Below are 13,752 nucleotides of genomic sequence, written 5' to 3'. Positions count from 1 at the left end.
GAGCGCCCTCGCCCGATGCGCGAGAATCGCATCCCTGAGCCGAGCCTCCTGCGACGCTTGCGCGCAGGGATCGCAGCCCTCCCTTGCAACCCGTTGAGCCGTCTGGCCATTGTTCGCCGGACCCGGCTTTAGGGGAGCCGGTGGGAGGGACAGAACGCCATGCCGCAGGGCGAAGGGCGAAGCTTGCCTGCGTTCACGCGGCTGGCCGGTGGGGAAATGGCCGAACGCGTGAAGGTCTTCGACTGGTCGCGGACCCCGCTGGGCCCGCGCGAAGCCTGGTCGCCGAGCCTTCGGCTGGCCGTCGACATGCTGATGGCCACCAACTTCCCCATGGCCCTGCGCTGGGGTCCCGAGCTGATCCTGATCTACAACGACGCCTACGCGCCCTCGCTGCGCGAGCGTCATCCCGACGCGCTGGGCCGACCCTTCACCCAGCATTCGGACGCCTTCCGCGCCACCCTGCTGGGCATCCACCACGACATCCTCTCGGGCGAGAGCGGCGGCTACGCCCTCGAGCGCATGCCCCTGCAGGTGCAGCGCGAGGCCGGAGAGGCCCGCCTGGCCCACTTCGCCGTCAGCTACAGCCCCGTCCCCGACCAGACCGCCCCGACCGGCATCGGCGGCGTGCTGGTCTCGGCCGTCGAGATCACCAGCGCGGTCGAGACCGAGAAGGAGCTGCGCGACACCCGGGCCCGCTACGACATGGCCCTGGAGGCCGCCGGCGGGGTCGGCGCCTGGGAATGGGACATCAAGGCCAACCGCGTCTATTGCGACGCCCGCTACGCCAGCCTGCACCAGGTGGACCCGGCCTTCGCCACGCAGGGCCTGCCCGCCCAGCGCTTCACCCCCGCCGTCCACGACGAGGACCGCGAGCGGGTGCGCGCGATCGCCCTGGCGGCGATGGAGACCGGCGGAGAGTTCGCCGACGAATACCGCCTCGTCCAGGCCGACGGCTCGGTGCGCTGGGTGGCCGCCAGCGGCCATTGCTACCTCGACGCCGACGGCCAGGCCGACCGCAACGCCGGCGTCGTCTTCGACATCACCGAACGCAAGCGGATGGAGACCGAACTGCTGGAGGCCCGCCTCGATCGCGACATCGCGATGGAGGCGGCCGGCATGGGCCGCTGGGACCACAATCCCAGCACCGGCCAGCGCTACTGGGACCGCCGCTCGTGCGAGATGTTCGGCGTGCCCGAGCCGGGACCGCAGGACTTCGACAGCTTCGTGGCCCTGCTGCATCCCGACGACGTCGAGCCGGTCAAGGCCGCGGTGGCGGCCGCCACCGACCCGGCCGGCGACGGGCTGATCAACGTCGAATACCGCATCGTCCGACCGATCGACGGCGCCCTGCGCTGGATCGAGGTGTTCGGGCGTGCCTATTTCGAGCGCGGCGCCTGCGTGCGCTTCGTCGGCGTCGGCTCGGACGTCACCGAACGCAAGGAGGCCGCCCGCAAGCTGGTCTCGCAGGAAGAGACGCTGCGCCTGGCCATCGAGGCCGCCGACGTCGGCACCTGGGACCTCGACATCAAGAACGACGCCCTGACCTGGTCGGACCGCTGCTACGCCATGTTCGGCGTGGCGCCGGGCACGCCGGTGGTGCGCGAGGACTTCTACGCCAACCTGCATCGCTCCGACCGCGACGGCGTGCGCGAGGCCCTGCGCCGCACGCTCGACGGCCGCATCCGCGCCGACTACGACGTCGAGTTCCGGGTGATCGGCCGCGAGGACGGGGTCGAGCGCTGGCTGTCGGCCAAGGGCAAGGCCTTCTTCGACGCCGACGGCAAACCGGTCCGGATGATCGGCACCACGGTCAACATCACCGACCGCAAGCGCGCCGAACTGCACCTGCGGCTGCTGGTCAACGAACTGAACCACCGGGTGAAGAACTCGCTGGCCACCATCCAGGCCATCGCCGGCCAGACCTTCCACGCCGCCCGCTCGCTGCCGGCCGCCCAGGAGGCCTTCACCGCCCGCATCATCGCCCTGTCGGAGGCCCACGACGTCCTGACCCGCGAGAACTGGGAAGGCGCCGACCTGCTGGACGTGGTCGACCGCCTGGTGGCCCTGCACGGCGGCGAGGGCCGCTTCGTGCTGGACGGCCCATCGGTGCGCCTGTCGCCCCGCCCGGCCCTGTCGCTGTCGATGGCCCTGCACGAGTTGGCCACCAACGCGGTGAAATACGGCGCCCTGTCGCGCCAGGGCGGGCAGGTGACCATCGCCTGGAGCGTCGACTACAGCGGCGTGCCGCGCCTTGCCCTGCGCTGGACCGAAAGCGGCGGCCCGCCGGTTGTGGCCCCCACCCGCCGCGGCTTCGGCTCGCGCCTGATCGAGCGGGGCCTGGCCTCGGAGCTATCGGGCGAGGCGCGGATCGACTTCAAGCCCGAAGGCGTGGAATGCGCGATCACCGCCCTGCTGGACTGCTGACGCGCAACCCTCTCCCTCTGGGAGAGGTGTCGCCGAAGGCGACGGAGAGGGGCGACCTCCCTCACGCCATCCGCAGCACCTTGGCGATCTGCTCGTCGCTGCGCCGCAGGGCCAGCATGGCGAGCCCCGCGACGCCCAGCGGGATCAGCGCCCAAGCCGCCAGGCCCGCCACCGCCAGGCCCGTGGCGCCGGCCACCAGAGCCGAGACCACCACCTCGGCCAGGGTGGCGAACCACGACGCCCCGCGGCGGCGCTTGAAGTCGGCGCGCTTGCCCGGCTTCTGGTGCCAGACGTTGATCAGGCCGCAGGCCCAGGCCGACAGGCCGGCCCCCAGCGCCGTCCACAGCGCAGTGACCGGGGCCAGCCACAGCAGCAGACCCAGCGGCAGGACCAGCAGCAGGGCAACCGGCAGCAGGGCGGCCGCCAGCTTGGCGCGGCGCAGGCTGCGGGTGGCGGCCGGCGACACGGCCAGCAGGTCGGGGCTCTCCTCGGCCGACAGGGTGATCCACGCCAGACTGCCGGCCACCTGTCCGGCCAGGAACACCACGACCCCCGCTCCGCCCGCCAAGGCCGCGCCGCCGTCGCCATGGCCGGCGTTGCGGCTGAGGATCACCGCCGTCGGCACCAGGTAGAGCACCCGCAGCAGCACCTGCGACAGCAGGCCCGCGTCGCGCAGGATCAGCCGCAGCTCCTTGGCCAGGGTGGCGGCGAACACACCGCGCGCGAAGGCCCGGTCACGCCCCTTGGCCGGCCTGGCGGCCGCCGTCTCCGCCCCTTGCGTGGCCGCCGCGGCGTCGGCGAAGCGCCGACCCAGCGACAAGGCGGTCAGGACGAAGGCTCCCGCGCCGATCGCCAGCATGGCCAGCAGCGGCAGCGGCTCGCCCAGCATCGCCTTCAGCGGCCAGTAGCCGATCGGCGGAAGCTTCACCCGGCCCTCGGCCGCCTCGCGCGCCAGGGACTGGAACAGGCTCTCGCTGGCCCGCTCGCCCATCAGGGTGCGGACCTGGCTGGCCAGGAAGAACGCCGCGCCGGTCAGGGCCGCCAGCACCTGGGCAACGGTGCGCGTGCGGCGCGGCCCGATCAGGCGGAACAGGGCCATGGCCAGGCTCAGGCCCGTCGCCGTGGCCAGCAGGGCAAGCGCCGCGAGCACGCCGAACAGGCCCAGCCACTCCGGATGGCCCAGGATGATCGCCGGCCCCAGCAGGGGGGTGACGAAGATCAGGAACACCGTCAGCACGCCGGTCGCCACGCCCAGCGCGCGGACGAACAGCACCGTGCGCGGCGGGATCGGCGAGGAGAACAGAAGATCCAGATCCCCGCGCTCGTAGAGGGCCTCGCCGGCCGCCGCCAGGGTCTGGGACAGCATCAGGGTGAAGGCCGTGGCGCAGCAGGCCAGGGCGACGGCGGCCGAAAGGGGGATCACCGGCACGTCCAGCCTGCGCAGGGCCAGGCCGATGATCACCCCGCCGCTCAGCATCAGCAGGGCCAGGGCCGAAACGCCGATCATCGCCCCCACGCCGCCCATCGCCCGCTTGCCGGTCAGGGCGCGAAAGCTCAGCCGCATCTCGTGGGCGAGCAGCCAGGGGATCGAACCGGGCCGCAGCAGGCTCACGCGGGCGCTCCGTCGGCGGTCAGCTGCAGGAAGACATCTTCCAGCGTGTCGCCGCAGCCCTGCCCGCTCCCCGTCTTGCCCGCGTGCGCGCGCAGCGCGTCGAGCGTGCCCTCGGCCAGCAGGCGGCCGCCGGCGATGATGCCGATGCGGTCGGCCATGCGCTCGGCAACCTCGAGGATGTGGGTGGTCAGGATCACCGTGCCGCCAGCGTCGACGCGGGCCTGCAGCATGTCCTTCACCAGCCGCGCCGAAGCCGCGTCGAGGCCGGTCAGCGGCTCGTCGAGGATCAGCAGCCTGGGATCGTGGATCAGGGCGCCGGCCAGGGCCACCTTCTGCTTCATGCCGCGCGAGAAGCCCTCGCACCGCCGCCGGGCTTCGGACGCCAGACCCAGGGTCTCCAGCAGCTCCAGCGCCCGGGCCTTGGCGTGCTTGGGCTCGACGTTCCACAGGCCGGCGACGAACTCCAGGTACTCCAGCGGCGTCAGCCGGTCGTAGATCATCGCCTCGTCCGGCGCCCAGGCGGTGACGGCCTTGGCCGCGGCCGGGTCGGCCAGGGCGTCGATACCGAAGATGCTGATCGCGCCCTTGTCGGGCTTGGTCAGGCCCGCGACCATCCGCAGGGTGGTGGTCTTGCCCGCGCCGTTGGGGCCCAGCAGCGCGTAGAGCTCGCCCGGATGCACCGTCAGGTCCAGCTCGCGGACGGCCGGCTTGGCGAAGGTCTTGTCCAGCCCCCGCACGATCAAGGCTTCGGTCACGCTGGCCCCCATGCAATCACGACGGGCATGTGATCGCGATTGGGTGAGGGGCGCAAGCGCGGGGCTCCGCGAGGCGATTCCGCGCCCTCCAACTTCCCGTCATTCCCGCCACAAGGGCGGGAATGACGGGAGGTAAAAAGGACCGCTGCCTCAGGCGACCCGCGTCTCGATCCTCACGCCTGCCGTCAGCATCTTGTGCACCGGGCAGGCCTCGGCGATCTCGACGAGGCGCTGGCGCTGGGCCTCGTCCAGGTCGGACGGCAGGGTGATCACGCGATCGAAGACGTCGGCCGGAACCTGGCCAGGCAGCCGCCGCCAGGTGGCCTCCACCCGCACCGCGCCGAGGGCCCAGCCCTTGCGCCTGGCGTAGAGGCGCAGCGTCTGGGTGGTGCAGGCCGCCAGGCCCGCGGCCACCAGGTCGTGGGGATTGGGGCCGGTGTCGAGGCCGCCCTCGGAGGGCTTCAGGTCGCCGGCCAGCCGCGAGGGGCCGGCGGTGACCATGATCTGCACGCCGCCGTGGCCGCTGTCCTCGGCGATGGCGGAAGGGCGGGCGATGTCGGTCATTGGCGTGAATCCCTGAGCGGTCGAGGACCCCACTGTGGCGCCTCGGCGGGTCTCGCGCTTGGTCGATCAGGCTCTGGCGTGAAGGTTCAGGCGGCCGCGCCTGCCCCGACCTTGAACAGGTGGGTGGCGCCTCGCCAGACCTCGACCTCGTTGCAGCCGCGATGCATGTCGAACAACTCGCCGGCGCGCACGCGCGCGGCGTTGTCGTCGGCGCAGGCCGTGACGTCGAAACGGGGAACCGAGCCGTCGCGCTCGACACAGAAGAAAGTGAACACCTGCATGGGAACGATGCGTCCTCATCAGGCGGGCCGTGTCCATGTTCGATGGGCGGGGCCGCAGCGCCAGCTGACTTCCGCAGCCGGCTCTTGAGAACCCAATATAATGATCGGCGTTCGATTCACCATAGGGGTTCGGTTTATCGGCGGGACTCGACTGGGGACAAATCCCGTCTTCAGGGAATCCGTCGCCGAGACGGTGGTTCCAATTCCGCGTGAATGCGCTTTCCCTGGGCGTCATCACGCACTAGGTTCGCCAACCTTTCGCAAACGGCGACGTTAAGAGACTCATGGCCGCGCACTATCTCGATTTCGAGCGACCCATCGCCGACCTGGAAGCCAAGATCGAAGAGCTTTCAAAGCTTTCCGAGACGGCTGGCCCCGGCGCGTTCGACAGCGAGATCGGCGCCCTGCGCGAGCGCGTGCAGGTCCTTCGCAAGGAAGCCTATGCCGGCCTGGACGCCTGGCAGAAGACGATGGTCGCCCGCCACCCGCAGCGTCCGCACCTGCGTGATTATGTCGCGGGCCTGATCGACGAGTTCGTCGAGCTGCGCGGCGACCGCAAGTTCGCCGACGACCAGGCGATCGTGGGCGGCCTGGGCCGCTTCCGCGGCATGCCGGTGGTCGTGATGGGCCACGAGAAGGGCTACGACACCACCACCCGCCTGAAGCACAACTTTGGCATGGCCCGCCCCGAGGGCTACCGCAAGGCCGTGCGCCTGATGGACATGGCCGAGCGCTTCAACCTGCCGGTCGTCACCTTCGTCGACACCGCCGGCGCCTATCCGGGCCTGGGCGCCGAAGAGCGCGGCCAGGCCGAGGCCATCGCCCGCTCGACCGAGCGCTGCCTGACGCTGGGCACGCCCATGGTCACCACCATCACCGGCGAAGGCGGCTCGGGCGGCGCCATCGCCCTGGCCGGCGCCAACCGCGTGCTGATCCTCGAGCACTCGATCTATTCGGTGATCTCGCCGGAAGGCGCGGCCTCGATCCTGTGGCGCGACGGCGGCCGGGCCAAGGACGCGGCCACCAACATGAAGATCACCGCTCAGGACCTGATCAAGCTGCGCATCGTCGACCGCATCGTCGAGGAACCGGCCGGCGGCGCCCACTCCGACCCGGAAGCCGCGATCAAGGCCGTCGGCGACGCGGTCGAGGACGAGCTGAAGAAGCTGTCGGTGCTCACTTCGGCCGAACTGAAGCGCCAGCGCGCCGAGCGCTTCTACGCCATCGGCCGCGAAGGGCTGCAGTAGGGACAGCCCCCCTGCTCCCGTGAAATCCCCGCGAAAGCGGGGACCCCGGGCGTCCTATCGTCACGCACCCTGGGTTTCGGAATAGGCCTAGCCCCCGCTTTCGCGGGGGTTTTACGGTTGGGGCGGCCTGTCCCTCCGACTTTTTCCAGACGCCATGTCACACGGCATGCGCCCGTCTCGTCCTGACCTCGAACGACCCATGCCGGGCCGCAGCCGAGGATCAGCACCATGAGCGACACCGCCCCCTTCCGCCACGACAAGAACGTGCCGGCCGTCTACCAGGCCTTCGTCGCCGCCGAGGGCGCGGTTGTCGCGGCCGGGATCGATCCGCGCCTGATGCACCTGCTCAAGCTGCGCGCCTCGCAGCTCAACGACTGCGCCTTCTGCGTGAAGATGCATTCGAAGGAAGCCCGCGACGACGGCGAGACCAACGAGCGGCTCGACCGGCTGACCGTCTGGCGCCACGTCGCCGACTACACCCCCGCCGAAAAGGCCGCCCTGGCCTGGACCGAGGCCCTGACCCAGCTGCCGACCAAGGTGGACCTAGCCCCGCTGCGCGCCGACCTGCGCGCCCACTACAGCGAGGTCGAGGCCAGCGCCCTGACCGCCCTGACGGCGATGATCAACCTGTGGAACCGTCTGGGCGTCTCGGTTCACTGAAGCCCGTTGAACGACCCGGCCATGCGAAGCGTTGCCCAGGCTCCCCCTGCTAAAGGAGACGCCCGCATGGCCCAGACCTTCGAAGACTCGCTCGAGACCGTGCTGGCCTGGCTGGAGGCCCCGCCGCCGTCCGGCTCGCCCGAGGAGGCGCGCTTCCTGGCCGCCGTCGAGCGCGTGCTGGCCGAGCCCGACGGTTCGGAGGCCCATGCCGAGCAGACCGCGGCGATCGACGACATCGTCCGGGTCGACGACGACCTGCGCCGTCGCCTCAACGCCCTGGCCAACGCCCGCCGCAACCCGTTCGGCGACCACCCCGACGGCATCGGCCCGACCCTGGGCATGGACCTGAAGACGCCGAAGCAGGACTAGCCACGCGCCGCCCAGCAAAAAGCCCGCCCCGGTCTGCCGGGGCGGGCTTCGTCGTTTCCGGCCGTTCAGCCGCCGGTCGTCAGACCAGCGAGCCGTGGCACTGCTTGAACTTCTTGCCCGAACCGCAGGGGCAGGCGCCGTTGCGGTTGGTGCGCTCCCAGCCTTCCGGCAGGGACGAGACCGGCAGGGCCTCGCGCTGCTCCGGCGACAGGCCTTCGGGGATGGCGCCGGCGACGGCGGCGTTCTCGCCGGTCAGCGGATCCAGGTGCACCGGGATCAGGTTTTCCGGCGTGTGCAGCGGCTCGGGCTCGGCATAGGCGATCTCGACCGTCATCAGCCAGCGGGTGGTGTTGCTGCGCAGGTCGCCCAGCAGCTTCTCGAACAGGCTGAAGGCTTCGGTCTTGTACTCGTTCAGCGGGTCGCGCTGGCCGTAGCCGCGCAGGCCGATGACGTTGCGCAGGTGGTCCAGGTGCATCAGGTGCTCGCGCCACTGCAGATCGATCATCTGCAGCAGGAAGCTCTTTTCCACCTGACGCATCTGCTCGGGCGTGATGATCACCTCGCGCTGGGCGGCGTACTCGTCGGCGGCCTTGGTGATGCGCTCGCGGAAGGCCTCGTCGTCGACGCCCTCCTCGCTGGCCCATTCCTTCAGCGGCAGGTCCATGCCGAGGATCGCCTGGACGCGCTCGTGCAGGCCCTCGATGTCCCACTGCTCGGCGTAGGCCTTCGGCGGCACGTGGCGGCCGACCAGGTCGTCGATCACGTCGTGGCGCATCTCGTGGATGACTTCCGACAGATCGCTCGATTCCATGAACTCCTGGCGCTGCTCGAACACGGCCTTGCGCTGGTCGTTGACGACGTCGTCGTACTTCAGGAGGTTCTTGCGGATTTCGTAGTTGCGCTGCTCGACGCGGGTCTGGGCCTTGGCGATGGCGGCGTTCAGCCAGCGGTGGGTGATCGCCTCGCCGTCCTGGACGCCGAAGGTGCGCATGATCGCGTCCAGGCGCTCGCCGGCGAAGATGCGCAGCAGGTCGTCTTCGCACGACAGGAAGAACTTCGAACGGCCCGGGTCGCCCTGACGGCCGGTGCGGCCGCGCAGTTGGTTGTCGATGCGGCGGCTCTCGTGGCGCTCGGTGCCCAGCACGAACAGGCCGCCGGCGGCCAGGGCCGCCTTCTTGGCGTCGGCGATCTCGGCCTCGATCTCGGCGCGATGCTCGGCCTCGGCTTCCGGCGTGACCTCGATGCCCAGGCCCCGTTGCTCGATCTTCCACTTGGACAGGCGCATGTCGATGCTGCCGCCCAGCTGGATGTCGGTGCCGCGGCCGGCCATATTGGTGGCGATGGTCACCGCGCCCGGCACGCCGGCGTCGGCGACGATGCCGGCTTCCTGTTCGTGGAAGCGGGCGTTCAGCACCTGGTGCGGGATGCCCTTGCGCTTCTTGCCCTCGACTTCCCACTCGTAGGCGTCGAGCAGCTTGGACAGTTCTTCCGACTTCTCGATCGACACGGTGCCGACCAGGATCGGCTGGCCGCGCACGTGGCAGTCGGCGATCTGCACCAGGATGGCGCGGTTCTTCTCGGCCTCGGTGCGGTAGACCTCGTCGTCGTCGTCGATGCGCTGGATGACGCGGTTGGTCGGGATTTCCGAGACGCTCATCTTGTAGATGTCGTCGAATTCCTGGGCCTCGGTCGAGGCCGTGCCGGTCATGCCCGACAGCTTGGTGTAGAGGCGGAAGTAGTTCTGGATGGTCACCGAGGCCAGGGTCTGGTTCTCGGGCTGGATGTCGGCGCCTTCCTTGGCCTCGATGGCCTGGTGCAGGCCTTCCGACAGGCGGCGGCCGGTCATCATGCGGCCGGTGAACTCGTCGATCAGGACCACTTCGCCGCCCTTGACGATGTAGTCCTTGTCGCGCGTGTAGAGCACGTTGGCGCGCAGGGCCTGGTTGACGTGGTGCACGATCGAGATGTTGGCCGCGTCGTAGAGGCCGGCGGTGTCTTCCGCCAGGTGGCCGCCCGAGATCAGGACCTCTTCGATCCGCTCCTGGCCTTCCTCGGTCAGGATGACCTGCTTCTGCTTCTCGTCGTGATCGTAGTTGGTCTTGTCCTTGATCAGCTCCTTAACGAGCAGATCGATGGTCTTGTAGAGCTCGCTGCGGTCCTCGGTCGGGCCCGAGATGATCAGCGGGGTGCGGGCTTCGTCGATCAGGATCGAGTCGACCTCGTCGACGATCACGTAGTGGTGGCCGCGCTGGACCATCTCGTTGACGTCATACACGAGGTTGTCGCGCAGGTAGTCGAAGCCGAACTCGTTGTTGGTGCCGTAGGTGATGTCGGCGCGGTAGGCGCGCTGACGGTCGCCTTGGCTCAGGCCGTTGACGATGATGCCGTAGGACAGGCCCAGGAAGTTGTAGAGCTGGCCCATCCACTCGGCGTCGCGGGTGGCCAGGTAGTCGTTGACGGTGATGACGTGCACGCCCTTGCCGGCCAGGGCGTTCAGGTAGGTCGGCAGGGTGGCGACCAGCGTCTTGCCTTCACCGGTGCGCATTTCGGAGATGCCGCCGAAGTGCAGCACCATGCCGCCGATCAGCTGCACGTCGAAATGGCGCATGCCCAGGGCGCGCTTGGAGCCCTCCCGCACCACGGCGAAGGCTTCGTCGAGAATGTCGTCGAGGGTCGCGCCCTTTTCCAGGCGGTCCTTGAATTCCTGGGTCTTGGCCTTCAGCGCTTCGTCCGACAGCGCGGCCATCTGGGGCTCGAGCGCGTTGATCTTGGCGACGCGGCCGTGAAGCGACTTCACCTTGCGTTCGTTGGAGGAACCGAAGAGCTTTTTGGCGAAGCCGAGCATGCAGAAAGGATCCGGAGCGAGAACTTAGTGTGGCCGGCGCTAAGGCTTTATCGGCCTTCACTACGGTAATGGCGATGCGCCGAGATCGTTGAACCCCTGAAAACGGCGCGCGCGCGAGACTTAAGCACCGCCCCTCCCAGTGTCAACGCGAGGCCCGGCCCGCCGGGGCCGCGAAAAGCCGGATCGGCCAAGCTTTCACCCCGCGCGCGAAACCCGCTCGGCGGCGATGCAAACCCTTCCAGCCCCGCCGGGTTCCGCGAACCTTGTCCTCGCGCGCGAAGTTTAGCGACCCGAGCCGCCGAAACGGCTTTCCCTTTGGCCTGACGCGCTCTAGAGCGCATTTCATAAGACCAGCGGAGATCCGCGCCCGATGACCCCCGTCCGTAATCCTCGCTCGCTCCTCACCGCCGCCGTTCTCGGCCTGGCGCTGCTGGTCGCCGCCTGCGGCCGCGGCGGCGTCGACGAACGCCCGCCGGAGCCCGGCGACACGGCCGTTGCCCGGGTCGACGGCCACGCCGTCTGGGCCTCGGACGTCAAGCGCGAGGCGGTCGCTCAGGGCCTGATCGGCGAAGGCGAGCCGCTGGACGTCTCGTCCGACCTGTTCCGTCGCGTCCTCGACGAGGTGATCGACCAGAAGCTGCTGGCCGCCGAGGCCATCGAGCGCAAGCTCGACAAGGATCCCGTGGCCCAGCGCCGCCTTGCCGCCGCCCGCGAGCGGATCCTCGGCGACATGCTGGTCGAGGGCATGGTCGAGAAGGCTGTCACCGAAGACAACATCCGCGGCCTCTACGGCGAGCAGCAGAAGCTGACCAAGCAGTCCGAGGAGATCCGCGCCCGCCAGATCCTGGTGCCCACCCAGGCCGAGGCCGAAAGCGTCAAGAAGCTGCTGGCGACCGGCGCCTCGTTCGACGCCCTGGCCATGGAGCGCTCGAAGGACGAGGCCACCCGCTTCAAGGGCGGCGACCTCGACTACTTCACCGTCGACATCATGCCCGAGCCCTACGCCGCAGCCCTGAAGGACGCCAAGAAGGGCGACCTGGTCGGCCCGTTCGCGATCACCGGCGGCTGGGTGGTGATGCGCGTCGAGGACAAGCGCCAGGAAGCGCCGATGAGCCTGGAGGAAGCCCGTCCGCAGATCGTGCGTTTCCTCACCTACGACCAGGTCCGCGACCTGCTGGAGAAACTGCGCGGCGGCGCCAAGGTGGAGATGCTGGTCGGCAAGGGCCAGGACATCCCCGGCGCCCCGCAGGAACCGGCCTCCGCGCCGCCCGGAGGCGGCGACGCCGCCCCCAGTTCCGACCTCGACAACGCCCCGCCCGCCTCGGCTCCGGCCCAGAACTCGGCCCAGAAGAAATGACCCGCAAGCCCACCACGACCTCGACCGACAAGGCCGCCGCTAAGACCAAGGCCGCTCCGAAGGCCGCCGAGAAGACGCCGGCCACCACCACGCCCGCCGAGATCGTCGGCCAGGTCGGCGCCACCGTCGGCCATGCGCTGGACCGCGCCCTCGACCCGCTGGCCTCGGCCCTGAAGCGCGCCGGCCTGCGCCGCGCCCAGAAGTCGGCCGGCGAGACCCCCGCCCAAGCCGCGGCCCCGCCGCCCGCCGCCCCGGGCAAGCCGGGCCTGGCCGTCTCGCCGCTGGTCGTGCCGTTCCCGACCATCCCGCCGATCGCCGGGGTGGAGATCGCCACCGGCCGCGCCGGCTTCTACAAGCACGAGCGGCCCGACCTGCTGCTGATGCGCTTCGCCGAGGGCACCTCGGGCGCCGGCGTCTTCACCCGTCACGGCGTGGGTTCGGCCCCGGTCGACTGGTGCAAGCGCCAGCTGGCCGCCACCGGCGGCGCGGACGTGCGCGCCCTGGTGGTCAACGCCGGCTGCGCCAACAGCTTCACCGGCAAGCCCGGCGCCGACGCCGTTCGCCGCGTGGCCACGGCCGTGGGCAAGCGCTTCGACTGCCGCCAGCGCGACGTGATGATGGCCTCGACCGGCGTCATCGGCGTGATCCTCGACGACAGCAAGATCACCTCGAACCTGCGCGAGGTGGAGACCCGCCTGACGCCGGACGGCTGGGCCGCCGCCGCCTCGGCGATCATGACCACCGACACCTTCCCGAAGGGCGCCTACGCCACGGCGACGATCGACGGGCACGAGGTGAAGATCGCCGGCATCGCCAAGGGCTCGGGCATGATCGCGCCCGACATGGCCACCATGCTGGCCTTCGTGGCCACCGACGCGGCCATCGCGCCCGCCGCCCTGCAGACCCTGGTCTCGCTCTATACCCGCACCACCTTCAACTGCGTGACGGTGGACGGCGACCGCTCGACCAACGACACCCTGCTCCTGTTCGCCACCGGCCAGTCGGGCGCGCCCAAGATCAGCCGCGCCGGCGACAAGCGCCTGGCCGACTTCCGCGAAAAGCTGGAAGGCGTGCTGCTGGACCTGGCCATGCAACTGGTCCGCGACGGCGAAGGCGCCACCAAGTTCGTCAAGATCACCGTCAACGGCGCTGAGAGCCCGCTGTCGGCCCGCAAGATCGCCCGCACGATCGCCGAGAGCCCGCTGGTCAAGACCGCCTTCGCCGGCGAGGACGCCAACTGGGGCCGCATCGTCATGGCCGTCGGCCGCGCCGACGAGCCGGTCAACCGCGAAAAGATCAGCGTCCGCTTCGGCGACCTCTACGCCGCCCGCGACGGCCTGGTCTCGGCCGAATACGACGAGGCGGCCATGAGCGCCTACATGAAGCACCAGGAACTCGAGGTCACCGTCGAGGTCGGCGTCGGCAAGGGCAGTTCCACCGTCTGGACCTGCGACCTGACCAAGCAGTACGTGGCGATCAACGGCGACTACCGGTCGTAGGTTGATGCCCACTCCGTAAAACCCCCGCGAAAGCGGGGGCCCAGGTGTTTTATCGTCGAGCGCCCAGCGTTCCGGAGAAGGCCTGGGTCCCCGCTTTCGCGGGGATTTTACGGAAAGGGGTGAACGCCGCGCCTGGCGG

11 protein-coding genes are annotated in these 13,752 nt (G+C 69.9%); 6 read left to right on the top strand and 5 right to left on the bottom strand.

From position 1 onward, the window contains the following. Window positions 1-183: 183 nt before the first annotated feature. The gene (locus tag C1707_RS10275) at window positions 184-2,424 is read left to right on the top strand and encodes a sensor histidine kinase (RefSeq protein ID WP_240633904.1); all 2,241 of its coding nucleotides are present in this window, start codon (window positions 184-186) and stop codon (window positions 2,422-2,424) included. A 61-nt stretch (window positions 2,425-2,485) separates the two neighbouring features. On the opposite strand, the gene C1707_RS10270 is transcribed toward C1707_RS10275, so the two are convergent. The 4 genes from C1707_RS10270 to C1707_RS10255 form a co-directional block, all read right to left on the bottom strand. After that, window positions 2,486-4,036 (bottom strand): hypothetical protein, encoded by a 1,551-nt coding sequence (locus tag C1707_RS10270; RefSeq protein WP_101715018.1) that lies wholly within the window; start codon window positions 4,034-4,036, stop codon window positions 2,486-2,488. Continuing rightward, window positions 4,033-4,803, bottom strand: a complete 771-nt coding sequence (locus C1707_RS10265) for an ABC transporter ATP-binding protein (protein ID WP_101715017.1) — start codon at window positions 4,801-4,803, stop codon at window positions 4,033-4,035. The genes C1707_RS10270 and C1707_RS10265 overlap by 4 nt, the downstream gene beginning before the upstream one ends. A gap of 138 nt (window positions 4,804-4,941) precedes the next feature. Next, window positions 4,942-5,355 (bottom strand): OsmC family protein, encoded by a 414-nt coding sequence (locus C1707_RS10260; protein ID WP_101715016.1) that lies wholly within the window; start codon window positions 5,353-5,355, stop codon window positions 4,942-4,944. 86 nt (window positions 5,356-5,441) lie between these two features. Then, complete coding sequence (locus C1707_RS10255) at window positions 5,442-5,636, bottom strand: hypothetical protein (protein ID WP_101715015.1); 195 nt, start codon at window positions 5,634-5,636, stop codon at window positions 5,442-5,444. A gap of 284 nt (window positions 5,637-5,920) precedes the next feature. On the opposite strand from C1707_RS10255, the gene C1707_RS10250 reads away from it, so the two are divergent. The 3 genes from C1707_RS10250 to C1707_RS10240 all read left to right on the top strand — a co-directional run bounded on the left by C1707_RS10250 (window position 5,921) and on the right by C1707_RS10240 (window position 7,912). Next, on the top strand, window positions 5,921-6,883 hold the full coding sequence (locus C1707_RS10250; RefSeq protein WP_101715014.1) for an acetyl-CoA carboxylase carboxyltransferase subunit alpha: 963 nt from the start codon (window positions 5,921-5,923) through the stop codon (window positions 6,881-6,883). A 228-nt stretch (window positions 6,884-7,111) separates the two neighbouring features. Further along, window positions 7,112-7,543, top strand: coding sequence for a carboxymuconolactone decarboxylase family protein (locus C1707_RS10245; RefSeq protein ID WP_101715013.1), 432 nt, complete (start codon window positions 7,112-7,114; stop codon window positions 7,541-7,543). Between the two features lie 66 nt (window positions 7,544-7,609). Then, window positions 7,610-7,912, top strand: coding sequence for a hypothetical protein (locus C1707_RS10240; RefSeq protein ID WP_101715012.1), 303 nt, complete (start codon window positions 7,610-7,612; stop codon window positions 7,910-7,912). A gap of 79 nt (window positions 7,913-7,991) precedes the next feature. Here the strand turns inward: C1707_RS10240 and secA are convergent, their stop codons facing one another. Next, window positions 7,992-10,757 carry a preprotein translocase subunit SecA gene (gene secA, locus C1707_RS10235; protein ID WP_101715011.1) on the bottom strand — a complete coding sequence of 922 codons (2,766 nt, stop codon included), beginning with the start codon at window positions 10,755-10,757 and terminating at the stop codon, window positions 7,992-7,994. A gap of 370 nt (window positions 10,758-11,127) precedes the next feature. On the opposite strand from secA, the gene C1707_RS10230 reads away from it, so the two are divergent. Beyond that, complete coding sequence (locus C1707_RS10230; protein ID WP_101715010.1) at window positions 11,128-12,114, top strand: peptidylprolyl isomerase; 987 nt, start codon at window positions 11,128-11,130, stop codon at window positions 12,112-12,114. Further along, window positions 12,111-13,613, top strand: coding sequence for a bifunctional glutamate N-acetyltransferase/amino-acid acetyltransferase ArgJ (gene argJ, locus C1707_RS10225; RefSeq protein ID WP_240633903.1), 1,503 nt, complete (start codon window positions 12,111-12,113; stop codon window positions 13,611-13,613). Before C1707_RS10230 ends, argJ begins: the two co-directional genes overlap by 4 nt. Window positions 13,614-13,752 lie beyond the last annotated feature (139 nt).

The sequence above is a fragment of the Caulobacter flavus genome, assembly GCF_003722335.1.
Taxonomy (GTDB): domain Bacteria; phylum Pseudomonadota; class Alphaproteobacteria; order Caulobacterales; family Caulobacteraceae; genus Caulobacter; species Caulobacter flavus.
This window is presented reverse-complemented; position numbering and strand designations above follow the sequence as displayed.

Bases quoted from the DNA above. Each gene is read 5' to 3' on its own strand.
- C1707_RS10265 (WP_101715017.1), bottom strand. From the start codon at position 4,803: ATGGGGGCCAGCGTGACCGAAGCCTTGATCGTGCGGGGGCTGGACAAG.
- C1707_RS10260 (WP_101715016.1), bottom strand. From the start codon at position 5,355: ATGACCGACATCGCCCGCCCTTCCGCCATCGCCGAGGACAGCGGCCAC.
- C1707_RS10255 (WP_101715015.1), bottom strand. From the start codon at position 5,636: ATGCAGGTGTTCACTTTCTTCTGTGTCGAGCGCGACGGCTCGGTTCCC.
- C1707_RS10250 (WP_101715014.1), top strand. From the start codon at position 5,921: ATGGCCGCGCACTATCTCGATTTCGAGCGACCCATCGCCGACCTGGAA.
- C1707_RS10245 (WP_101715013.1), top strand. From the start codon at position 7,112: ATGAGCGACACCGCCCCCTTCCGCCACGACAAGAACGTGCCGGCCGTC.
- C1707_RS10240 (WP_101715012.1), top strand. From the start codon at position 7,610: ATGGCCCAGACCTTCGAAGACTCGCTCGAGACCGTGCTGGCCTGGCTG.
- secA (WP_101715011.1), bottom strand. From the start codon at position 10,757: ATGCTCGGCTTCGCCAAAAAGCTCTTCGGTTCCTCCAACGAACGCAAG.
- C1707_RS10230 (WP_101715010.1), top strand. From the start codon at position 11,128: ATGACCCCCGTCCGTAATCCTCGCTCGCTCCTCACCGCCGCCGTTCTC.
- argJ (WP_240633903.1), top strand. From the start codon at position 12,111: ATGACCCGCAAGCCCACCACGACCTCGACCGACAAGGCCGCCGCTAAG.